The following is a 24913-nucleotide window of genomic DNA, read 5'->3' as shown; positions in this document are numbered from 1 at the left end:
TTAATCATAATGAATTTATGTAGTCTACTAGTAGAGATACGCCTTCTTCATGAAGTATTGTTGTTCCAATTAATGGCATTCCGTATTGCGGAATATTATTTTGAATTCTAGCTAAAATACTACCACTGCTTTGTGAAATATTTGATTCTTCAAAAGCTGTTTCATAAGATAATCTCAAGCCAGACTGTAATTCACAAAATCCACCTTCAATATGGCAATGTGCACAATTGACATCCATGTAGGCTCTTGCACGTCTTTCTAAACCTAAGCTCGTGTCTTCCCAATTTGGTAAAACACTTACTGTTGTTGGATCTGTTAGCCCTTCAAGCATATTGTTATCAATTAATGTTTGTAGTTGATTAGAACCATTAACATTAAAGTTTAATGTCCTTAATCTAGGTCCAATAGGAGTTGCTTCAGAATTATTACTATGACATGTAAAACAGTCTGTACTTGATGGTATTTCGTAATTGATACTTTGTGATTCGCCTTCGGTATCTACCCAAGTCACAGGAACGACAGCTCCAGCTGTGTCTATTGTAGCGTCTGTTTGAGATTCATTCCATTTATAGTTACCAAGTTCCCAGGATCCATTTATTTTAATCAATACTCTAGTCTCAATGATATGTCTTCCTTGAGATAAATCAGTTTCATCATTGTTATAATAAAATGTTTTTGCAATTAAAGTGTTGTCTGGAAATAAAGGGAATCCGTCTCCATTATAGGTCATTTTTTCTCCTTCAGGTAATGCTATTAATCGTTGTTTATGTGCATAATCTGAAAATAGTCTTGTACTTAAATCGTATTCAAATGCATAAGGCGATGGGTTTAAATCTCCTATGTTACCTGAGAATAAATTTAATTCAGACAGGTTTGGTTTAAATTCAGGAATTACTGGCAATGTCGCTGTAGTAAAGCTGTAAACGTCAGAATACATACTTAAATTATCAGTATTACAAACGACTTGTACATAAACATCGTAAGTAGTTTCTGGTGATAAGTTTTGTAAATCTACTGTTGTTGTACTTTCTATAAGTGTGGTTCCTGAACCTAAAGAAAATCCCGAAACACCATATTCAATAAAATATGATGCCACATTATTTGGGTCATTCCAAGTGATAGTTGCCGATGTTGTTAAAATGTTTGTTGCAGTAACGTTTGTTGCTTTTTCACACGCAGCAATGAGGTCATCATCATTGTTACATGAAAATAGTGCAAAAGCAAATACAAATAGGTAACTAAGCTTTTTCATAATTTGGGTAAATTTTTCTGATTAATAGCTGATTGCGAATGTAATAAAAAAGTTTTTTATGAAAACATTAATTCGTTGTGAAGTTCTTTTTAACCCTTGAAATTAAGAAATTTAGATTGATTCAAAATTAATTTTAATGATATTTAAATAAAAAAAGAGCCAAATATTGTGACTCTTTTTTGTAATTATAAAAGTTATTTTAAATCACTTCAACAAATAAACCATCTTCATTTTTAATCACTTTCGCAACTTTTTTGCTAGTTAAACCTTTAATGGTTTTGTCCCATTTTTTATTACTCAAGCCAGATTGAACTTTAAGTTCGTTAAGGTCGATAGGAGAATTAGATTTAAGCACTTCAAACACCGCTTTTTCATCTTCACTCATTTCAATTTGCTTACGTTCTGGTCGCATTTGAGGGAAAAATAATACCTCTTGAATAGATTGGTTATTGGTTAAAAACATAACTAGTCTGTCCATCCCAATTCCCATTCCTGAAGTAGGAGGCATGCCATATTCTAAAGCACGAAGGAAATCGTAATCAATAAATTCGGTTGCTTCATCATCCCCTTTTGCCGCAAGTTTCAACTGGTGTTCAAAACGCTCGCGTTGATCAATTGGGTCGTTCAATTCAGAATATGCGTTTGCGATTTCTTTTCCGCAGACCATAAGCTCAAAACGTTCAGTTAATTCTGGATTATCACGATGTTCTTTACATAACGGACTCATTTCTTTCGGGTAATCTGTAATGAAGGTTGGTTGAATATAATTGCCTTCACATTTTTCTCCAAAAATCTCATCAATCAATTTTCCTTTACCCATGGTGTCATCTACTTCAACTCCCATACCTTTTGCAGCTTCACGAATCTGAGCTTCAGACTTACCATTAATATCAAAACCAGTAAAATGCTTTATAGAATCTGCCATCGTCACACGAGCATAAGGCGCTTTAAAGTTAATTTTATGGTCTCCAAAAGTGGCTTCAGTTGTTCCGTTTACAGCTATTGCGCAATGTTCTAATAAACGCTCGCAGAAATCCATCATCCAGTTGTAATCTTTGTATGACACATAGATTTCCATTGCCGTGAACTCCGGATTATGAGTTCTGTCCATCCCTTCATTTCTGAAGTTTTTTGAGAACTCATACACACCATCAAATCCACCAACGATTAATCGTTTTAAGTATAGTTCGTTTGCAATTCTCATGTATAATGGAATATCTAAACTATTGTGATGTGTTGTAAAAGGACGTGCTGCAGCACCTCCAGGAATAGGTTGTAATATTGGTGTTTCCACTTCAAAATAACCAGCTGTATTGAAAAAATCACGCATGGCATTGAAGAGTTTTGTACGTTTCACAAATACGTCTTTAACATGCGGATTAACCACTAAATCAGCGTAACGTTGTCTATAACGTTGTTCAGGGTCTGTAAAGGCATCATGTGTTTTTCCTTCACTATCAACTCTTGGTTGTGGTAATGGTTTAAGCGCTTTACTTAAAAGTGTAAAATCCTTTACCATGACTGTTTTTTCTCCAACTTTGGTAGTGAACAATTCACCTTCAATACCAATGAAATCTCCAATGTCTAAAAGTTTTTTATAGACATTGTTATATTTACTTTTATCATCTCCTGTACAGATTTCATCTCTGTTGAAATACACTTGTATTCTTCCTTCGCTATCTTGAAGTTCGGCAAAACTTGCATTTCCTTGAATACGACGAGACATTAAACGACCAGCAATAATAACCTTCTTGCCTTCTTGAAATGTAGTTTTAACCTGTTTTGATGTATGATCTACAGGATATAAATCTGCAGGATAAGGGTTGATGCCTAAGGCTCTTATTTTTGCGAGTTTTTCGCGTCGTACTATTTCATGTTCTGAAAGCTGCATACTAAATGTATTTTGAGGTGCAAAATTACATTATTTACAAAATATATAGTACTAATTTTATTAAGAATAGTTCTAGGTCTAGTCAGTAAATTATCAGTTGTTGCTTTTTAGTCTATTGTTTTGGTTTGTTTCCCACATGTTTAAGCCTAATTCTTCAGTATTTGATTTCGATTGTTTTATGATTTCGTCATAATATGTTGCCATATTGATTTGTCCATTGTTAAAATGAGCTTCTCCTAAAGTGTCTATATAGTCAATTCTATTGGGTTCATACAAGAGCAAAATTTGTGCTAGCAAGACAGCTTTTGGGTAGTCCTTCTTCTCAATCAATTCATAAACTGCATGATTTAGAATGATGTGGTAGATGTCATTTTCAATATGATAGAGTAATAAATTGTCTTTGTTTGTTGTTAGTTCTTCATAGCTCATTTTTTGGAAATGTTCAGAAAGTTTCCTTCTATGCCATCCATGTTCCAATACATTTTCAAGATGGGATATCGAGAAAATTGGAGGTTTTTGTTGGCCATTCTCGTATGTAAATTTATAGAGCTGCAAGGTGTTTTTAACTTTTAGATTTTTGTCAGTTATAATTTTTTTTACATCGATAAGTCTATCGTTAAATACAATTCCTTTATAACCATATTTTTCATTTGTATCTTTCAGATAAGTCATACAGGAAGTAGCAAGTAATTTTTGCTTGGGAAAATTGAAAAATAAATAGGATGTTGTTGGAATGCTATTGTAATCTGATTTCTCTAGAAATAGCACTTCTATTGGGTTTTTTGTTTCTGCTAATAGGGTAGTGTCAGAAGAAATTTCAATAATAGATTCGGAATAATATGCACTTGTTTTGTTACCAAAAACCCCTTTTTTGTTGTGGGTTTTAAGATTGTCTTTTGTTGTTACTAGTTTTGCGCCTTGTTCTAGAAATGACGTAATGGTTGATAAGCTATGAGTATGATGATGTGAATTTAGAATATACTTTATAGGTTTGTTTAAATAAATACTGTCTATAAAGGTTATTAGAAGTTTAGCTTTATCATCTTCTGTCTTTATGGAATCTTGTTTATTCCTGTCGATAGGAATCTTTGGGATTTCATGAATAACTAAAAATTCGGGATATTCAATAATTGAGCAATGTGGTGCACTAATATCACCCATGGTGATGACTGAGATGTTTTGATCTCCCTTTGTAAACAGAAAGTTTTGTGTTTCCTGGCCGCTTAATAGTTGGGTGATTAAAAAACACGCTGTGCATAAGAGAAATAGACTTTTTAAGTTGGTCATTGTTTAAATTTTTTTTGTGATCTCTTCATTTACCAATTTCCAAACCTCCTTGTTATAGTTCTTTTTGGTAATACCAGTAAGTTTTTCTAAGGTTTTAAAATAAGCGTCTTCCTCTTTTGCATTTAATAATTCCCAAACCGCTGAAAACCCAAGCTCTTTTTCTATTTTTTTTACGAATAAAGCGGTAATCATAAATTCTGTTGGATTTTTATGTCCAGGAGTTTCAAAATATGATTTTTGTTCACGTAACTCTAACCAATTAGTATGTTTGTCAAATTGAATTTGGTTTTGAAATTCTGTAAACATATCCTCCCAATTTACACCCCAACTTCCGCCATAAAGTGTTGCAATACCTTCGTCAACAGCATGATTTACTTTTCGTCTTGATGTCACTTGACTTAGTCGATTATGCCATAAATCATGTGGATCAAATTCAATTAACCTGGAATTGTTAATGACATAAATATCTTGATTATCTAGCTGAACACTCCAAACGATGCTTGAACCTCTTCCATTATAGTCTAGCTTGTAATTCAATCCGAAATAATGTTGTGCGATTAAGTCATCATCAAAAAGATAGACGGTTGTGTTTTTTGGTTCAATTTTTAGTTTTTTATCGTGAAAAGCAGTTAATCTTTGATATTCTATTGCCTTTTGAAGATCCATAGTATCTCTATAATAGTACCTGTAGTTTTCTACTGAAGTTGATTTCCAATGTTTTGTGTTACGAACCAAAGGTGATGAAAATAGAAATTTGTCTTTGACTTTATGAGCAATTAATTCAATGTTTGCTCTCAGTGAAGGGGTTTCGTTTATTGTGCTTATATATGCAATTTGAATGAGATATTGTTCATTTTCTATGGAGCTTACATCGAGGAGAGTTGGTGTGTAAAATAAAGAATCTTCTTTTTTTTCAATCCCTTCAATTTCGTCTAATAAAAGAGTAGTTTGCAAAAATTCTGGTTGATACACCCAATCATTTATTTTTGCATCTGCTTGAGCTGCAACCAAGAACTTGTTTAAAGATGAAATTAAATGTTGACTGTCTAAACTATCTTTTGGAAGTTTAATTTCTGCACTGATATTTAAAATTGGAGTCTGTGAACTCAAACTGCATACAGCTAAGAATAACAGTAATGTTAGGCTGGTTGTTCTCATTGTGCTTCACTTTTTAGGCTCTTTAAATTGTTAAGGAGATCTTGATTATCTGGGAATAACTTTATAGCTTTTTCAATAACTTTTATAGCGGCTTCAGAATTGCCAGTTATACCTTTGGTATTTGCTAAACTCATATATGTTCTAGGTTGATCTGAAAATAATTGTGTGTTTAATTTGAAGACTTCGATAGCTTCAGCAATTCTGTTTGTTGAGTATAATATGCGACCATAAGTATTGAGTTCAAACATGCTTGTTACTTTCCCATCAAAAGCTTTAACCAATTTTTTACTCTGTTTTTTCAACCCGTTTAGTCCATCTTCTTTTAAAATAGTATTGATTTTAGTAACAATTTGATATTTAGATTCATACTTGTTTGAAGTCACTATTTTTAAGATGTCTCTTTCTAAAGATTCTACTGGATGTTCAACAATGCGGTTGACTTCTATTCTGTCTTTATAAAAAATAAAAGTTGGAACGCGGTGTATATTTAAACCTACTTCGTAATGATTTGGGCTTTGTTTGTACATATAAGACTTCTTGCTCAATGCAATAACAGTTAGCTGATCTTCAGGAAAATTACAAGCCTCTAAGATTTTATAAAATCGAGGCACTTCTTTTTTGCTATCACCACACCAAGTTCCCATAAATAGTGTGATTTGATAGTCTTTAAGTTTGGAGGCAATCGAGTTTATTGTGGCTTGATCTACCTCATAATCTTCAAAGTTTTTTGAGAACCAATCATTGTAATTTTCTGAGGTTAAACCATCTTTATTGATTTTTCCAAGTAAAAAGGGTGTTTCCTCTTCTATTGCAATTTCTTTATTGATGTCTTGAGCTTCTGTGACAATTGAAAATAAAATTGTCAACAGAATTAAAGTATAGTTTTTCATAGGTTTTAGTTTACTGCTGGTTTAGCTTTAGCTATGACGTTTCCTTTTATTCGTAATTTTTTCTGAGCGTTATCTGCGTTTGATATAACTGTTATCGATTTTGAGAACGTACCAACTCTATTGGTTGCATACTTGATATCGATAGTTCCAGATTCACCAGGCAAAATAGCTTGTTTAGGGTAGGTTGGGACTGTGCATCCGCAAGTGGTTTTTACTTTGGAAATAACAATAGGAGCTCGACCTCTATTGGTGAATTTAAATGTCCTAACGCCATTATCATTTTGAGCAATGTTGCCATAATCAATAACTTCTTCTTCAAAATGGAATACGCCTAGCTGGTCTGTTGTGTCTAGTTCTTGCGCAAAATTATTACAGCTAAAAAGCATTATGCATAATAAGCTTACCGTTGTGAAAAGATGATTTGTTTTGTTTCGTTTTTTAATAGATACTTGATGTTTCATGTCTGTTCGTTTTTTGATTATTACGATCACAAACATCAAGGTTTGAACTGAAAAAAGGGGTTTGTTTAGGGTTTGAATTGAGTACTAGTCCCTAGGTTGAATTTTGTAACTACCTGTCAAACAGTGACTTTAATTCGTCTCTAGAATTGACTCTTAGTTTTTTATACACATTGTTTACATGCGTTTTTACTGTACTTACACTTACAAATAGCGTTTCAGCAATGTCTTTATTGGTATTATCGTCAAGTAAAAGGTCTAAAACATTTTGCTCTTGCTTGGTCAATTGATCCCTTGCTTCGGTATGTTGTTTGACCTTTCTTTTTTTAGCAGAAAACACGAACCAAAGATTTAATAAAACGGATGCGAATAATAAACCAATAATTAAGAAAGTCCAATTGAAACTGGATGCATGCTCTGAAGAAGGCGATAGGATGTATTTATCTGAATTCAATTCAGCTTCATACTGTATTGCATATGATGAATTTGAATAGTTGTCTTTTAGACGTTCTAATAATTCATCATAGTAGGAGTTGGTCTTTAAATCTTCGAGATAGTAATTATGAAACTGATTACTTCTATCTGATAAAAATGCGTAAATATAGAGTTCAGCTAAGGGTTCGTTGAGGTTTTGACCATAATCTTGAAGCGTTTTAAACCATTTTTTATTGTTCAATTCTCTATTAGCTTTACTTCTAAATTCGGTATAGGCAAACTTCATTTCTTCCTTTAAAGAATCAATTTTTATGAAGGCTGCAGTTTTAGAGTTATTTGAGGTAATATCACAAAACATTTGTGCTTCAAAAGATAACGGAAATGTGATAGTATCGGTGCTTTTAGCAATAAATAAAATATCTCTACTATCAGCACAATGACCATCAAAATGATTACTACCTTGATTATAAGTTTCGCAATTATCAACATGTAGTTTGTAGATTTTTTGCTGAGAATCTAATTGATTTCCTTTAAACTGAAAATAGCCAGAAGCATCAGAATCTACTTTAGAAATAATTTGTTCGTCATTAATGCCATTTAATGTTCTATAATCTTCAATAACAGATAAGTACACATCACTTTGCCAACGTTCATTATCGATGTAGCCATCAAAATGATGTTGCGCAGTCATGGTGTTTCCATAGAACAGAAGTACAGTTATGAATATAAAATATCTCACAGCACTAAACTACTATAAATTCTTTTAATAGAAAATGTCCTTAAGGATAATTGTCTTTATGTAACAAATGTATAATGTAGGCGTCAGATAGTTACATCATCAATCAAATATGCTGAACTAGTTTCAGTATCAAAATTAAAATTATGAGTTTTTGGAGAGTACTACTCGCTATTGTTTGTCCGCCATTATCTGTTATAGGTAAGGGTTGTGGTTCTATTTTTATTGTCTTCTTATTATGGATTTGCGGTTGGGTTCCAGGCGTCATAGCTGCCCTAGTTATTTTGAATAATCCTGAACGATAAATTACCTATCTTTGTTTCCTATTTAATGACCTAATTTTTTAAGATATGAAACATATTTTTCTATTGCTTTTTAGCCTTTCAATTTTCACCAGTTGTAATTTCACTGAAGAAATTACTTTTAATGAAGATGGTTCAGGTGAATTCATTATGAGCTATGATATGAGTGAAGTTATTAAAACACTCGAAAAAGAAATGGGTGGAGGGCAAAATAAGGAAGGAAAAGAGAAAGTGAAACTAGATAGTGTAGTCTATTTTAAGGATATGCTAGTTGAAAAAGCAGATAGTATTGCAACCTTACCTATTGAAGAACAAAAGCAGTTAAAAGCTCTAGAAAGTGTCGTAATGAAAATGCGAATGGATGAAGCTAACGGTGTTATGGATTTTGGAATTGGATCATCATTTAAGAGTTTGGATGAGCTACCTAGTGTTTTGGAGAAAATAGAGCAAGCAAAACAATTGAATTCTAAAAATAATGCTCAGTATTCTAAAATGGATGAAAGTGCTGTTTCAAAAGCATCAGAAAACATGTTCGAATATGTCGATTTTTCTTATGATGGAAAAACCTTTTCAAGAGCTTTAATGAAGGATTATAAACAATCTCCTGAAGATATTGAAGCCTTGAATAAAGAAATAGGAGAAATGGGAGAAGCTAAAGATATGTTTGGAGCCATGAGTTATACATTAGTATATCGGTTCCCTAAAGCTGTGAAATCTATAACCAATAAAGAGGCTGTTGTTAGTGAAGATGGGAAAACAGTGACTTTAAAAATGAATTTTATAGAAATGATAAAGTCGCCAGAATTAATGACTTTAGATGTTGTTTTAGAAGATTAGAATTTTGAATAAAAGCATACAATTACAAGATTTAGGCACCAAAGATTTTAAAGATACTTGGGATTACCAAGAACAACTTTTTAAAGCTATTGTCGATTCTAAAATCAGAAATCGGCGAGAAAATTTAAGCTTACCAACAGAGAATTATTTTCTATTTGTAGAGCATCCTCATGTCTATACGTTGGGAAAAAGTGGCGATGTGTCTAATTTGTTACTTTCTGAAGAACAATTGACTCAAAAAGGAGCAACGTTCTACAAGATAAATAGAGGAGGAGATATTACCTATCATGGTCCAGGACAAATCGTAGGATATCCAATATTAGATTTAGATAATTTCTTTACAGACATTCATAAATACCTCAGGTTTTTAGAGGAAATGATTATACTTACTTTAGCTGAATACGGTTTGAAAACCGAACGTAGTCCAGGAGAAACAGGTGTTTGGTTGGATGTTGGAACGCCTTTCGCTCGTAAAATATGTGCTATGGGAGTTCGTGCAAGTCGTTGGGTAACCATGCATGGTTTTGCCCTGAATGTGAATGCTAATTTAGGATACTTTGATAACATTATTCCGTGTGGCATTAGAGGTAAGGCTGTAACGTCTCTAAATGTTGAATTAGGAGTAGAGATGGTCGATGAAGCCGAAGTGAAAGAAAAGCTATTAAAACATTTTAAAGCGCTTTTTGAAGCTGATTTTAAATAGTTTATACTAAATTCAAGTAATTTTTTCCTACAATTTGTATCTTTAATGCCTAAGCTAAATTTTGCCAACCATGAAAAGATCAATGACATTTCTATTTGCTATATGTTTTACGGCATACGGATTTACTCAAAACACATTTCATTATATAGTAGAATCCATACCGTATCAAGTATATCAAGAACAAGATGTAATTCAGTTTAGTATTGATGATCGATATTCGGATGTCATTACCTTACCTTTTTTGGTTGATTTTTTTGAAGAACCAACTACTAATCAATTTGTAATTGGAACTAATGGTGGTGTTACCTTTGATATCACAGAAGCAAATGAAGGACAAGTTTGGTCTTTAGGTGCAAATAATAGTGGTAATCCAGTTTATACGATCCCGAGTTTAAATATACCTTATCCTTCAATTTTTGGTGTGTTTCATGATATGGATAATTCAACTTCTGTTGGGGCTATTTTCACAGGTGTAACAGGTGAATCACCAAATAGACGTTTTCATATAACCTATGAAAATAATCCACAATTCGGACAATGTGAACCATTTCTTTCCACATGTCAAATGATAATACATGAAACTAGTGGAATTATTGATGTTGTGATTACAGATAAACCTAATTGTGAACTGTGGAATGGTGGTTTAGCTGTTGTTGGCTTACAAGCTATGGTTGGAGGTGAATTGGAAGGCATTGCAGCTCCTGGAAGAAATACTAGTGTTTGGGAAGCTCAAGAAGAAGCATGGCGTTTTACACCAATGAGTTTTTTAAATGGTTTTAATGTAGCTATTTGTGATGTGGCTAATGATAATAATGAAGCATTTAATATAGATGCTTATAAAACAAGTATTTTAGAGTTATTCAATTTAGATGATACGTCAAATACGATTGCCATTTTAGATAGTAGCGATTTAGAAGTAAATGGCGATGTTACAGTAGTTTCTGGTGGTAATTCTTATACGATTGACATCAATAATGGAGCTCAATTATTCGATTTAAATATCGTTTTGATCAACTGTGAAGAAGATGGAGATACCGATGGTTTAACAAATGGAGAAGAAGATGTTAATAATAATGGTAATTTAAATGATGACGACACAGATGGCGATGGCATTCCTAATTACTTAGATGATGATGACGATGGTGATACTGTACTAACGAATATTGAATTGGTATTTGGAGATAGAAATAATACATCTACAGCAACTACCTTAGATACTGATGGTGATGGTATTCCAAATCATTTAGATTTTGATGATGATGGTGACGGTGTATTGACTTTAGATGAAGATTACAACGGAAATGGAGATCCAACAGATGACGATACTAATATTAATGGTATTCCAGATTATCTCGAAGCCGAGGTCTTGAACATTGATGAAATAAGCTTGAATACAACCTTGTTTTCAGTATATCCAATTCCTGCTACATCTGAATTAAACGTTAGCTTTTCAGAAAACATTGGCTTCGAAGGTAGTGACATATTAACTCGTGTATATGATATTCAAGGACGTCTAGTTCAAGAACAAGTACTGAATGTTTTAGACAGCAAATTAAAGCTAGATATCTCTAGTTTAAACTCTGGAAATTACATTTTGCTTATTCAAAAAGATGGTCTGACGAGAGCGAAAAAGTTTGTAATAGAATAGTCTATTTAAGGTGTAATTATTTAAACGGAAACTAATTAGGCTTCCTCGTTGAAAAACACCTTGTAATAGTGCATTTTTTTCTCATCATCATAGCCGCGTTCTAAGTATTCGGCAGAAGCGTCAGGCGCATCAACATCCAATTTTATTTGAATATTGGTGTCAAGTTTGATTTCAGTTTTAATCTTTTGCTTCTGCTTTTTCAGTACAATTTCTGAAACATCAAATTGGTTTCTAATTAGAATGTTGTGATCACTTTCATAGACTTTTTTATAGTCTTCAAAAAGTTGAATAGTCTCTTCTTTTTCAAAAACATCGTCTTTAAATGTTTCGATGTTTACAATCTCATTTTCCTTAAAAAAGTCGACCGTTTTTGCTAAGAAATTACTCTGTTCTTGTCCGCCAAATTGAGGTTGCATAACCTCCTTTGAAAACTCACGACACATCTCAATATAATTCTTAGTATGCTCATTAGAATCATCAGGATATTTAACGTTTAGGAAGCTTTTAATCCAATACTGAGCATCATAATTATTATGGTCAACACTTAATACAATTTTGCCTTCACCATCTGCTGCATTAAGTATTAAACAGCCTTTGTCTACCTTCTTTGTAGCAATCCCTTTTTGTGTAATAATGTCGTAGCTGTTGTTTTCTAAATAGGTTTGAAAGAAGTGTGATTTATTTTCAACTTTAAAGATCCCAATAGCATCAGTTTGGAAATCTTCATACTCTAGATCATGAAACTTACAAATGATAACATCTCCTGTTTTAATTTGAGCCGAATTTGATTGTTCAAATAAGTGCATTACAATGTGTTTAGAAGTTGCAATAAAATCTGAATCATCATTAAGTAATTGAGAAGCATAACTGTTGATTTCATTGAGATCAACATTAGAGTGATGATTAAAACGATATGATTCAGCTAAGTTTGAAAAAGGACGGAGTAGATAAGGAAGAATAAGGTCATAACTTATTTCATCAAACTCGAGTTCTTTTTCTGAAAACGCATTTTTTGTACTGTTGAATTTGTTTCCGACCTTATGAAGAATGCATTTTGATATGGATGCTTTAGTGCGTTTAATCATGTTGTAATTGTATCGTTTTTACCTTGGTAAAGATGTGGTGATTTGTTTAGTTTATTTCGTAAATAATAATCGAATTATCATCTCCTTTTACAATAACCTCTAAAGAATTGTCATTGTCAATATCTTCCATTTCAATTGCAGAATTTCCATATACTGGAAAGTTGTTTATTGGCTTTGCTTGACTATCAAAAAGGTATACTTTTTTTGCTTGTAAATCTGTAACACTAACATAAATTTTATCATTGATATAAAATATTTCTGGCGCTGTATAATCTCCAAAATCCAAATTTATAGTTTTAGTTTTTATCGTCAGTTTATTATCTGATAATGCAACAAGGGTTTTGCTAGTAGTTGTAATAGAATGTTTTTCACTAAGATTCAAATTTTTGTGGCTTATTTTTCCTTTTTGATTAACTTCTAATAGTTCACCTGATGAATTACTGGTTGTGAAATTATTGTGATACAGATAAATTTCATTTTCCGAGAAATCAATTTTTTCTTTAACGCTAACTCTCCTTTTCCCAACACGATCTAAAACCTCCATGGTGTTGCCATCAGCAAAAACTATATAGTCTTTGCGAGAGACCCTAAAATGTTTTGGTTGTGTTGTAATGTTGTTTTTTGCAGATTTATATTTAAATCCACTGACAATTTTACCCTTTTGATCATACATTAAAATGTTTTTTCCTTGAGTAAGCATCAATCTGTAGTTCCTTTTCTTGTCATAATCAAAAACAGAAATTGGTTGGGTTATTTTGTCATTAAAACGTAGTGGAAATGGTGAAACGTTCTTTCCGTTTCTGTCCAAAACATATAATTTGCTTTCTGTAGCGAATACAAGTTGTAATCGTCCGTTTTTATACATGTCAATCTGTTCGATGTTTCCAAGTATTCTTCCATCGAGTTGTTTTTTCCAGAATATCTTTCCTTGGTTAGAAATAAGGTAAAGATTGTTATTGATATCTTGTATTGCGATGTCTTTTTGGTTGTTACTGTGATTATTGACAAGTTGAGGTTTTGTTAAAATACTTGCATCCAACGTAATATTTAAATCTTCGGTAACAGCATTGTTTCTAACTCCTGATTTGTTGGTTTTAAAAACGGCATTAACATGCGCATAATTTGTATCGTATATATATTGCATGGCTGAAGTTTTATAATCTTTTAAATTTAAATTTTTGTCAGCATTAAAATTCAAATTTAAAATACTGTTTAAATCGTTTTCATTCGCATAAATAAATAAGGACGACTCATCACTTAATTTGAGCATCAAGTCTTTAAAGTGGCTTGTCTCCGAAAGTGTTGTATTGTTTTGAAAATTAGCAATAATTGTTTCTAGGAAATCTATATCTTTTGTGAAAACAAAGTAGTCTTCAACGTTAGCGTAGTATGTCAAGGTTGTTTCCGGAATAAAAGGCGAAAACAACGTACTTATAAGATCAGAATTTTCTACATTATATATGTCAACCGATCTGAAAGTAGAGTGACGACGTTGTGAAAAGTATTCTTGAGTTGCAGATGCATCAATAGACTGAAGAATAATTCCTCTTTGATTGTTTTTTTCAAAATAACCACCTTCTATTATAGTTTCAAAGGGAGATAAATCTAGTTGTAAAGAATCTGAAGCCTTATGTAGTGATAATTGCTCTTCAAAAGCTTTTATATCATTAAATGTAAAGCTTAGGAAATAATCACTATCAAACGGGATTACCTTTGCTATTTTATTTTCTTGTGGAATACTGTTCTTAAATACATTTATTATACTTTTAGTTGAGTCGGTAGCTTTTGAAATTCCGTTCAATACAATGTCATTTTGTGAAATATCAGCATCAAGTAATACATAATTAGAAAATCGAGTAGCATTCAGCACTGAATCTTTAAAGTACAATGGCTTAAACTCATTTTGTTTCAAATTGATTAATAGAGAAACAGATTTGTTTGTATTTGAAACATTAATTAGTTTTTGTAATTCTAGATCGAGTTCTTTTTGTTGAAACGAAGCTTCAACCAATTTTAATCTATTTGAAATAAATAAAATGCTGTCCTTTATATAGGAGTAAAAAATAGAATTGTCAATAGTGAGTTTTGATATCGACTTGCTTTGAGTTGCAAATTTTTCAGAAATTAAATTTGGAATAGAATCTAATTCGAAAACTGAAGTTTTAAAATGTGTAATGAAGCTTATTTCTAAACTATCATTTTGGTCCTTCGATAATGAGATGTAACATTCTGTTTCAGGTTTGAGGTAAGAAATTGGCTTTAGCTTGTTGTTTAAATCTTTAATCTCAGAATAATTGAGTAATTCTTGAATAAGGAAATTTGTGTTTACAGCACTTTTTAAACTTTCTAAGGAATTAGTCTTAATAATTACCGACGAATTTTCAGGAATGTAACTAATAAGGTCTGATGCTTTTTTTTTATCTCTCTTACAACTTAAAGTGAAAACGCATAAAACGATTAGCAACCAAATGTTTTTCATTGAAAAGGTTTTTACAAATATAAAAAGTTACAGTTCTAATTTGAATTGTTCAGGCAATAATCTAAAAGATTTTCTATGGTATTTCGTGACGCCATATTTTTTAATAGCCTCTCTGTGTTCTTTAGTCGGATAGCCTTTGTTTTTGATCCAATTATACATTGGGTATTCTTTATGAATTTCTGCCATATACAAATCTCTATAAGTTTTGGCTAGAACTGAAGCAGCAGCTATAGAAAGAAATTTACTGTCACCTTTAATAATGGTTTGGTGTGGAATTGTTAAATAGGGTTTAAATCTATTTCCGTCAACAATTATAAAATTGGGTTGTGGTTTTAACTTATCTATGGACTTATGCATAGCTAAAATTGAAGCATTTAATATATTGATGCTGTCTATATCGTCTTGAAACACATGAGACACAGCAAATGAAATTGCTTCGTCCTCAATTATAGGTTTCAAATGCTCTCTTTTTTTTTCTGAAAGCAGTTTAGAATCATTTAATAGGTTATTAGAGAAATTATCAGGCAGTATAACAGCAGAAGCGGTGACTGGACCAGCTAAACAACCTCTACCTGCTTCATCGGTTCCGCACTCTAAATTTAATTTCGAAAAGTTAGCTAAAAGGGTCAAGAATGTTAAAGTTTGGACAAAGTTAAAATTTTAACGCAACCAATTGTATAAAAATGTATCTACATACTAAATAAGACAGAGGTTGCGCAATTTTTTTGGAATATTTTAAATCTGAGCTTGTTAACATTTTTTTAGGTAAAATACTTGCTTATTTAATATATTATTAAGATGTTTGCGCTAGACTAACTCAAATAATTGTTTTATGAAATTAAAGTTAACATGGTTAATGACGCTTTTTATGGCGTTTGTGATGCAATTCTCTTTTGCACAAGAGAAAACAATCACAGGAACAGTTACTGGAGCATCTGATGGTTTACCATTACCTGGTGTGAATGTAATTGTAAAAGGGACTTCAAGAGGAGTTCAAACAGATTTTGATGGTAATTATACTATTAAAGCTAGTGCTGATGAGACATTGGTATTTTCATTTTTGTCTATGAAGACAACAGAAAGAGCTGTAGGTAACGCTACAAAGGTTGATGTTGCAATGGAAGACAATTTAGAAGCTTTAGAAGAAGTGGTAATTGAAGCGTATAGAACTTCTACCAAAGAAACTTCTAATATTGCTTCAACAACGATTACTGCTAAAACGGTTGAAGGACGACCTAATGCATCCTTTGCACAAACGTTGCAAGGTCAAGTTGCAGGTTTAAACATTACAACAGGTAATGGTCAACCAGGTGGTGATAGTACAATTAACTTAAGAGGTGTATCTTCTTTATCTGGTAACACAGAGCCATTATTTATTATAGATGGTGTTCCAGTAGATGAGGATAACTTTAGAAGTTTGAATCCAAATGATATTGAATCTTTATCTGTTTTAAAAGATGCAGGTGCTACAGCGATCTATGGAAATAGAGGTGCGAATGGTGTTGTATTGATTAAAACAAGACGTGGTTCATATGAGTCTGGACTTAAAATCAATTACATAGGAACAACAAGTTTCTCAACGCTTCAAAATCATGATTATAACTTGATGAACTCAAGAGAGCAGTTGCAATTAGAAAAAGATTTTGGTTCTGGATTCGGAGCTACTCTTTCTGATGCTGAACTTGCTATTAGAGCACGCCAAGTAAATACAGAGTGGTTAGATGTGTTTTTCGGAACTGGTTTAACTCAGAGTCACACTTTAAACTTATCTTCTGGTGGAGCTAACTTGAACTCATTTACTTCTTTTGGTTATACAGATCAAGAAGGTATCTTGAAAAAAGCGAGTGATTTGAAACGTTTCAACTTTAGAAATAACGTTTCTGGTAAATCTAGTGATGGGAAATTTAACTATGGAACTTCATTTACATTCAACTATTCTGAATCAAATGAGCCAAACAGTATTGGTTCTGGAGCGATTAACAGAAACTTCGTATTAGGAGCTAATCAAAGTGTACCTTATATCTCACCTAGTTCTTACGAAATTTATCAAGGTGGAAACATTCCAGTTGTATTTGCTAATACGCCATTATTCTTATTAGACAGAATAGATACGTATACAAGAAAAGAGAGTGAAATTAAAGTTATTGCTAATGTGAATGCAAGTTATGCGTTTACTGATAACTTAACGTTTAGAACTTCATTTGGTGGAGATTTCACTGATGAGCATTTACTTCGTGTAGAAGCGCCATACTCGTTTAACGCATTGTTATTCGCTGCTACTGGTGATAATACTCCTGGTTTCTCTGATCAAGACGTTACAAGAACTGTTGCAATGAACTTCAACAACTCTTTAACTTGGACAAAAGTATTTAATGATAAGCACACTGTTGAAGTGTCATTATTCTCAGAATATTTTAAAGCACACTACAAAACATTTGGTTTTAGACAATTAGGTTTTGATCCAGCAACATTCTCTCCTGGAGATGGTTCAGCATTTGTTAATGATAATACAAATGATGATAACTACGTTGATACAGGTAGAGCAAATATTCAGAATGCAGGTTTATTCTCGTATTTTGGTTATGCTGATTACGATTATGATAAAAGATATGGTTTTTCTGCAACTTTAAGACGTGATGCTTCTTACCGTTTCGCATCATCTAACAGATGGGGAACATTCTGGGCAGTTTCTGGACGTTGGAACATTTCTAACGAAGAGTTTATGAACGGATCATTTTTTAACGAATTAAAGTTAAGAGGTTCTTACGGTACTACAGGTAACCAGAGAATTATTAGTTTCGCAGGTCAGTTTGCTTACTTTGGTGCAGCAGATTTAACTAGAGATTTATTCAATACTGGTGGACAGTATGGAGGTGTTAATGGTTTGACAGTAGGTCAAATTGGTAACAACGATCTTAAATGGGAAACTATTGTACAAGCTAACATCGGACTTGATTTTGCTTTAGCAAATAATAGAGTAAGAGGTAGTGTTGATTTTTATAAGAGAAATACAGAAGACTTATTCATTGCTACGCCAATTGCACCATCTTTAAATGGAGGTGTTACTAGTATTAGTGCAAACGTAGGTGAATTAGAAAACAGAGGTGTTGATTTAGAATTACACTATGACTTATTCAAATCTAATCAAGATAATGGATTAAATGTTACACTTAACTTAGTAGGTAACTACAACAAGCAAGAAATTCTTGATCTTGGACCAGGTGGTGATGTGCCTTTTGGTTTAAGAGTAGGTGGACCAATTGCAGAGATTTATGCTGCACCTTATGCTGGAGTTAATCCTGCTAATGGTAATCTATTATTCTTAGATATCGATGGTAACCTTACTGAGGATATTACTAATAGTGATCAAAGAGCAACAAATAAAAATATATATCCTGATTTTCAAGGTAGTTTTGGTTTAGATGCTGATTATAAGAATTTCTTCTTTACTACCCAATTTAACTATACTATAGGAGTTGATCGTTATGATTTCGATTTACAAGGATTCTTAGATCCAACTGCTATTGGACAGTTTAGACATTCAAGAGATATACTTAGAGCTTGGACTCAACCAGGAGATATTACAGATATACCTTCGCTTAATGCTACAAATGCTAGTGATGAAGGACTTTCTGATAGACATCTTAGAGAATCTGATTACTTGAGATTACGTTTTATTCAGTTTGGTTATAATGTTCCTAGAAAAGCATTAGATAAGATTGGATTTACATCACTTAGAGCTTTTGTAAGTGGAGAGAACTTAGTTACTTGGAGTAAATGGAGAGGTTTTGATGCTGAAGCTCTTGGAGCAGCACAAAACGGTTATCCAACACCAAAAACATATTCACTTGGTATCGAGTTTGGATTTTAATTAATGTTAAAGAAAAATAATATAAAGATGAAAAAAATATATAAATTAATATGTGCCTGTATGATTCTATCTGTAGTGTCGTGTAACGATGCTATTGAGATAGACCAACCAGGACGATTAGGAGCAGAAAATGCTTTTAGATCTGTTTCAGATCTTAAAGGAGGCTTATTAGGAGCTTATAATTTCCTAGATGTAACACCAGAGATGGGCTTTACAGCTGCTTTTACAGACGAATCCTTTAGAGGAAGAGATAATGGTGGACAAAACCTAAATGTTCAGAATTTTAACTTGAACAGTGGTGATGGTTATGTTTTCCAAATTTGGGCAAATAATTATGGAGCTATAGGTATGGCTAACAGAATTATTGAGGCTGCTCAATCTATAGATAGAAGTGAAGATCCTAGTCTTTATGACCATGTTTTAGGTCAAGCTTATGCGATTAGAGCTTATAGTCACTTTCAAATCTTGACTTACTTCTCAACAGATTATGCAGATGATAATGCTTTAGCAGGACTTCTATTAACACAACCTACTGAAGATATTTTTGCAAGCGTGCCAAGAAGTACTAATGGAGCTTTTTATGATCAGATTACTGCTGATTTAAATACTGCTGCAGGACTTATCAATGGAACTGATGCTGATACAACAGGGTTTACATTCATGGGGCAAGATTTTATTACTGCTCTTAGAGCTAGAATGGCTGCTTATAGAGGACAATATGCTACTGCTGATGCGTTAGCAGCAAGTTTATTAGCTTCATATCCTATTGCAAACCAAGCTCAGTTTTTTAACATGTATGATGATGCTGATTTTACTGAAGTTATCTTTAGCTTAGAAAGAGCAAGAGGAGACTCTTACGATGGACAAGGTACTGCTGGAGGTGGATGGGCAGGAAGCTTATTTGCTTTTATTGATCCTACTGCTGGTGGAGGACCATTCATGGAAATCTCGCGTTCTACTTATAATATTATGGACGGAACAAGTGATATTCGTTTGCCAAGAGCAGTGAATTTAGCTGAGTCTACAATTGATGCAGGTTATGCAACTAATGATAATTTCCTTAATGATGATGTATTAATAGTTTGGAAATACCCAGGTTTTAATGCTCAACCTTTAATGAATGATTTAAAAGTATTTAGATCTGCTGAAATGTTATTAATTAGAGCTGAAGCTGCTGCTGATGCAAATCAATTAACTACTGCAGCTAATTTTATTGATCAGTTAAGAGATGCTAGATTTGGTTCAGATCAACCAACTCTTGTGTTTTCTAATCAAGCAGAAGCATTTGGTGGTATTTTAGATGAAAGAAGATTAGAGTTCTTGTTTGAAGGTCACCGTTGGGTTGATTTAAAACGTCTAGGTAGTAGAGGTAACAGAGCTATTGATAGAGATGCTAAAGAATGTTCGTTATTATCAGGATGTACACTTCCTGCAAATGATTATAGATTTACATTGCCTATTCCTTTAGCTGAAATTACTGCTAATACAGGGATACAACAGAATCCTCAATACTAAACAAAAAAAAATAATATATTATGAAAAATATAAAAATGATTTTCGCTTCTTTCTTAGTCCTTGCTTTTATGGCATGTGATCAGGAAGATGCGAACATAAATACGATTTATGATGGATCACAAGTTGGTGTTGGTTTTACAACAACAGCAACATCTGTGGTAATACCTGAAGAAGGTATAACTGTAACAGTTAATGTACAGTCGACAACTACATCTGATGCGGCAAGGTCTTATAATGTATCTGTAGATGAATCTTCAACTGGTATGGCTGCTGATTACTCTATTGGATCACTTTCGATTCCTGCAGGATCTTATGATGGAACATTAGACGTTACTTTTGGTAACTTTGACAACCTTCCTGAGGCAGTTTCATTTGAATTAATCTTAAACTTAGATTTACCAGATGGTGTTTCTGTAGTAGGTTCAGAGTCAACAACGTTTAATTATCTTAAAAAGCTTATCTGTAACGATGTGACACTTGAAATCGTTGAAGATGCTTATGCTGATGAAAGAAATTGGATGATTACTGATGATAGTGATGGTTCAATTGTTGTACAATGTTCTGATTATGCTGATTGTCCTAATGGAGCTCCTTCGGGTTCTATTGCTGCGGCAACTTATACTTATAACTTTAATTTGCCTGATGGTTGTTATACATTCACTATTACTGATGCATTTGGTGATGGTTTATTTGATGGAAATATAACTGGAACATATAAATTAAGTTGTTCAATTATAACACATGCAGCTGGTGAAGGTAACTTTGGAAGCGAAGATGTAACACCTTTCTGTATTAATTTATAGTTTGAATAAGATTAAAACTAAAACTTAAATAATAAAATATGAAAACATTTATAAAAATATCAAGCCTTATACTGGTTGTCTCGTTTTTCTTTGCATGTGAGGAGAAAAATGGTATTGGTTATAACGCTGAAGAAAATATTGGTTGGATCCAATTTGCTGAAACTAATGATGCAATAATTCAGGTTAATACTGAAACACAGCCTTCATTTAACGTGCCAGTAGATATACAAGTTCCTGTAGTAGCTGAAGATTTAACAATTAGCTATAACTTGGTTCCTGTTTCTGGATTAGATCCTAATGATGTATTTTCTAATGATGGTACAATCGTTAGTCCTGCAGGAGAAAGTAGTTATGCTGGACCTGACAACAATACTGGAATAGGGTATGTTTATTTAGCAAATATCGAATTTGATGTTTCTGAAATTCCATTCATTACTGAATTGATGGTTTTTGATGTAGTATTAACTGCAACAAATAACGCTAATATTACAGTAGGTTTAGCTGGAGCCGATAAGCCAATTGTTCAAAGAGTTAGTATTTTATGTGCTAATCCAGATAGTATTCCTGATGATTATTTCGTTGGAGATTATATGCTTATGGATGCAGTTGCAACTATTGGACCTGGAAATGGAACAGAAAATTTTGAAAGTGGAATTGTTACTTTAGCGATTGATCCTTTTAATCCTAATGCAAGAACATTTAGTGCAGCAATTTTACCTGCGTTTGTTCCTGCTCAGCAATTTATTACTATCGAATTTGCAGATGATGATACTATTAAATTAGGTCTCGTAGGTTCAGGTATTGCATGTGGTGCTGGTAACCCTGAGTATATTTATGTAGATGCTGGAGCAAACAGTACACTATGGAGTATTTGTAATGATGATGATGTTGTTACTATTAAATATACTGAAGATCCTGATTCTTCTTGTGGTGGACCTTATGATTCTTCATTCACATTAACTAGACAATAGAAAATCTGATTTGAGTTAATTTTAATTTTCTCAAAATAATTTTAAATCTCCAAAAGCAATTTTGCTTTTGGAGATTTTTTTTTACGTTTTTAATGATTAGTTTTTTACTTTTTCTGTTGGGAATGGAAATGTATACTAACGTTAAAATTATTGTAAATGATAAATAGTATTTTCCACTTAAAGATTTATTAATATATTTCTATTTCGAAAAATATATATTACCATTTATTTTACGTTTTAAATACATAGTTTTGTCTAACTAAAGTAAAATATGAATAAATTTATAGGTGCCTTAATCACGATTTTTGTTGTTCAGCTTTCTTATGCTCAAGTTTTGAAATCAAATAGAGCAGAAATGAATAATGTTTCAAATGATTCTATTAGGCCAAATATAAAAAGCAAGTCAAAGACAAAGGAAATAATAGCTAAAATTGAACAGTATAAAATCGTCAACTTCGAAAGAGATACTATTTATTTAGATACAACACTAAGTATTACTAAAGAGTATAAGTTTAATTATTTAAGAAGGGATAATTTTGGACTTATTCCTTTTTCTAATATCGGGCAAACTTATAATTCTTTGAGTAAGGATTTTTCACAAAATAATGTTCTTCCATTATTTGGTGCTAGAGCTAAACATTTTAATTATTTAGAAGTTGACGATATTAACTATTATAATGTTCCTACTCCGTTAACAGAATTATTTTTTAAAACCGCCTTTGAACAAGGCCAGCTATTAGATGCGTTTTTTACAGTTAATACTTCTCCTCAGTTTAATTTTTCAATAGCTTATAAGGGATTAAGATCATTGGGTAATTATCAGCATATAGTAACTAGTACTGGTAATTTAAGGTTTACAGCTAATTATAAAACTAAAAATGGAAGATATAATGCTAGAACTCATATTGTAACTCAAGATTTGTTTAATGAAGAAAATGGAGGATTAAAAGATGAGGATGTTATAAATTTTGAAAACGGAATTGATGTTTTTATAGATAGAGGTGTTTTTGATCCAAATTTCGAAAACGCTAGTAACATTTTAAAAGGTAAACGTTTTGTTTTAGATCATGAGTTTGCTTTGGTTAAAGAAAATGATTCAATTAGTAACACGTTAACAATTGGTCAATCTATTAATTTTGAAGATAAATATTATCAATTTGATCAGACACAACAAAGTGATTTTTTTGGAGATGCATTTGTTAGTTCTATTTTAGATAAAACTACACTTGAGAATTTTTATAACAGATTTTATTTTAACTATGAAAATAGAACTTTAGGAGAGTTTCAAGTAAGTATGGACTATAATAATTATAATTATGGTTATGATAGTGTAACAGTTTTAAATGAAGTGGTGCTGCCTAATAGAATTAAAGGTAATACTTTGGCTTTAGGTGTTAAGTATAAAAAGAAATTTGGTGGATTGTATTTGTCTGGTGAAGCGCTGACTAATATTAGTGGAGAATTTAATGGTAATTTTATTATTGCAAATGCTAAATATAAATTTAGTGATGATTTTAATATTGATGCTTCTTTAGCCCTAAATTCGTCAGCACCTAATTATAATTATTTACTATATATGAGTGATTATATTAATTATAATTGGAATAATGTAGATTCTTTTAAAAATGTAACTTCTAAGAAGTTTAAGTTTGAATTGAAATCCACTAAAATTGCAAATCTCGCTTTTGAATATACGAATATTGATAATTATACATTTTTTGGAAAAATAAATGACAGTGATGTAATAAAACCAATTCAAAGTCATGTGCAAATTAATTATTTTAAAGTTCAATTTAATAAAGAAATTAAATATGGAAAGTTTGCCTTAGATAATACCATAATGTATCAAAGAGTTATTGATGGAGAGCAAATCATGAATGTTCCTGAGTTTATTACTAGAAATACATTATACTATTCAAATAATTTCTTTAAAAAAGCTCTGTTTCTTCAAACAGGAGTAACTTTGAATTATTTTACTGAGTATAATATGGATGCGTACGATCCATTACTAGCAGAATTCTATGTTCAAAATGACACCAAGATTGGTGGTTTTCCTAGATTAGATTTTTTTATTAATGCAAAAATAAGGCAAACAAGAATCTTTTTTAAAGCAGAACACTTTAATTCAGCTTTTTCTGGTTACAATTATTTTTCTGCTCCAAATTATCCTTATAGAGATTTCGCTATCCGTTTTGGACTTGTATGGAATTTCTTTTTGTAATAAAATCTTATTAAAAAATTATTGCTATCTTAAAAATTGAGATACAATAATAAGTTATGTATAAGGTATAAAAGTATATATTTTAATAAATTAATTAAGGTTTAGGAGCTACAACCTACTCATATTAAGGGGTTAGAAGTGGTAAAAAAAAATAGTTTAAAAATAGTTTAAAAAAGGTTTGGATAAAAGAAATAAGGGGTTGTATATTTGCACCCGCTAAGCGAGATAAGTTTAGTAAAAGTTGAGTGATAGTATTAGTTTATAGTTTGAATAAAAAATAATTTAAAAAAAACTTAAAATAGTATTGTAGGAATTAAAAAAGGGTTTTATATTTGCACCCGCTTAAGGCATAAAGGTTTTAAGTAAATAAT

Annotated in this window: 19 protein-coding genes; 9 read left to right on the top strand and 10 right to left on the bottom strand. The window is 32.0% G+C overall.

Going from position 1 to position 24913, the window contains the following annotated elements:
- Positions 1-4: 4 nt before the first annotated feature.
- The 7 genes from VOI25_RS00095 to VOI25_RS00065 form a co-directional block, all read right to left on the bottom strand.
- Positions 5-1252: a fibronectin type III domain-containing protein gene (locus tag VOI25_RS00095; RefSeq protein ID WP_323786836.1), complete on the bottom strand. Its 1248-nt coding sequence runs from the start codon at positions 1250-1252 to the stop codon at positions 5-7.
- Positions 1253-1451: 199 nt separating this feature from the next.
- Positions 1452-3143, bottom strand: coding sequence for a lysine--tRNA ligase (gene lysS, locus VOI25_RS00090; protein WP_323786834.1), 1692 nt, complete (start codon positions 3141-3143; stop codon positions 1452-1454).
- Between the two features lie 93 nt (positions 3144-3236).
- Positions 3237-4430, bottom strand: coding sequence for a hypothetical protein (locus VOI25_RS00085; RefSeq protein ID WP_323786833.1), 1194 nt, complete (start codon positions 4428-4430; stop codon positions 3237-3239).
- 3 nt (positions 4431-4433) lie between these two features.
- On the bottom strand, positions 4434-5588 hold the full coding sequence (locus VOI25_RS00080; RefSeq protein ID WP_323786831.1) for a hypothetical protein: 1155 nt from the start codon (positions 5586-5588) through the stop codon (positions 4434-4436).
- Complete coding sequence (locus VOI25_RS00075) at positions 5585-6478, bottom strand: hypothetical protein (protein WP_323786830.1); 894 nt, start codon at positions 6476-6478, stop codon at positions 5585-5587. The genes VOI25_RS00080 and VOI25_RS00075 overlap by 4 nt, the downstream gene beginning before the upstream one ends.
- 5 nt (positions 6479-6483) lie before the next feature.
- Positions 6484-6939, bottom strand: coding sequence for a DUF1573 domain-containing protein (locus tag VOI25_RS00070; RefSeq protein ID WP_323786829.1), 456 nt, complete (start codon positions 6937-6939; stop codon positions 6484-6486).
- A 109-nt stretch (positions 6940-7048) separates the two neighbouring features.
- The gene (locus VOI25_RS00065; protein ID WP_323786828.1) at positions 7049-8062 is read right to left on the bottom strand and encodes a helix-turn-helix transcriptional regulator; all 1014 of its coding nucleotides are present in this window, start codon (positions 8060-8062) and stop codon (positions 7049-7051) included.
- Between the two features lie 191 nt (positions 8063-8253).
- Between VOI25_RS00065 and VOI25_RS00060 the strand changes: the two genes are divergently transcribed.
- The 4 genes from VOI25_RS00060 to VOI25_RS00045 all read left to right on the top strand — a co-directional run bounded on the left by VOI25_RS00060 (position 8254) and on the right by VOI25_RS00045 (position 11597).
- Complete coding sequence (locus VOI25_RS00060; RefSeq protein WP_323786827.1) at positions 8254-8412, top strand: YqaE/Pmp3 family membrane protein; 159 nt, start codon at positions 8254-8256, stop codon at positions 8410-8412.
- 45 nt (positions 8413-8457) lie between these two features.
- Positions 8458-9246: a hypothetical protein gene (locus VOI25_RS00055; RefSeq protein ID WP_323786826.1), complete on the top strand. Its 789-nt coding sequence runs from the start codon at positions 8458-8460 to the stop codon at positions 9244-9246.
- Between the two features lie 4 nt (positions 9247-9250).
- Positions 9251-9949, top strand: a complete 699-nt coding sequence (gene lipB, locus VOI25_RS00050) for a lipoyl(octanoyl) transferase LipB (RefSeq protein ID WP_323786825.1) — start codon at positions 9251-9253, stop codon at positions 9947-9949.
- Positions 9950-10019: 70 nt separating this feature from the next.
- Positions 10020-11597 (top strand): T9SS type A sorting domain-containing protein, encoded by a 1578-nt coding sequence (locus VOI25_RS00045; protein ID WP_323786824.1) that lies wholly within the window; start codon positions 10020-10022, stop codon positions 11595-11597.
- 35 nt (positions 11598-11632) lie between these two features.
- Here the strand turns inward: VOI25_RS00045 and VOI25_RS00040 are convergent, their stop codons facing one another.
- Genes VOI25_RS00040 through VOI25_RS00030 form a run of 3 tightly spaced genes read right to left on the bottom strand, consistent with a single transcriptional unit; the run spans position 11633 to position 15791 of the window.
- The gene (locus VOI25_RS00040) at positions 11633-12682 is read right to left on the bottom strand and encodes a nucleoid-associated protein (protein ID WP_323786823.1); all 1050 of its coding nucleotides are present in this window, start codon (positions 12680-12682) and stop codon (positions 11633-11635) included.
- 46 nt (positions 12683-12728) lie between these two features.
- Positions 12729-15161: a ribonuclease HII gene (locus VOI25_RS00035; RefSeq protein WP_323786822.1), complete on the bottom strand. Its 2433-nt coding sequence runs from the start codon at positions 15159-15161 to the stop codon at positions 12729-12731.
- Between the two features lie 27 nt (positions 15162-15188).
- Positions 15189-15791, bottom strand: a complete 603-nt coding sequence (locus VOI25_RS00030; protein WP_323786821.1) for a ribonuclease HII — start codon at positions 15789-15791, stop codon at positions 15189-15191.
- Between the two features lie 202 nt (positions 15792-15993).
- Here VOI25_RS00030 and VOI25_RS00025 point away from each other — a divergent pair, with 202 nt between their 5' ends.
- The 5 genes from VOI25_RS00025 (at position 15994) to VOI25_RS00005 (ending at position 24542) form a co-directional block, all read left to right on the top strand.
- On the top strand, positions 15994-19032 hold the full coding sequence (locus VOI25_RS00025) for a TonB-dependent receptor (RefSeq protein WP_323786820.1): 3039 nt from the start codon (positions 15994-15996) through the stop codon (positions 19030-19032).
- 27 nt (positions 19033-19059) lie between these two features.
- Positions 19060-20547: a RagB/SusD family nutrient uptake outer membrane protein gene (locus tag VOI25_RS00020; protein ID WP_323786819.1), complete on the top strand. Its 1488-nt coding sequence runs from the start codon at positions 19060-19062 to the stop codon at positions 20545-20547.
- A 20-nt stretch (positions 20548-20567) separates the two neighbouring features.
- Positions 20568-21350, top strand: coding sequence for a hypothetical protein (locus VOI25_RS00015; protein WP_323786818.1), 783 nt, complete (start codon positions 20568-20570; stop codon positions 21348-21350).
- Between the two features lie 38 nt (positions 21351-21388).
- Positions 21389-22321, top strand: a complete 933-nt coding sequence (locus tag VOI25_RS00010) for a hypothetical protein (RefSeq protein ID WP_323786817.1) — start codon at positions 21389-21391, stop codon at positions 22319-22321.
- 271 nt (positions 22322-22592) lie between these two features.
- A complete protein-coding gene (locus VOI25_RS00005) occupies positions 22593-24542 on the top strand; it encodes a putative porin (RefSeq protein WP_323786816.1) in 1950 nt (649 codons plus the stop codon).
- The last annotated feature ends 371 nt before the right edge of the window (positions 24543-24913 follow it).

Source organism: Psychroserpens sp. (assembly GCF_034670085.1).
Taxonomy (GTDB): domain Bacteria; phylum Bacteroidota; class Bacteroidia; order Flavobacteriales; family Flavobacteriaceae; genus Psychroserpens.
Note: the sequence above shows the minus strand (reverse complement) of the source record. Positions and strands in the feature narration are given on the sequence as shown.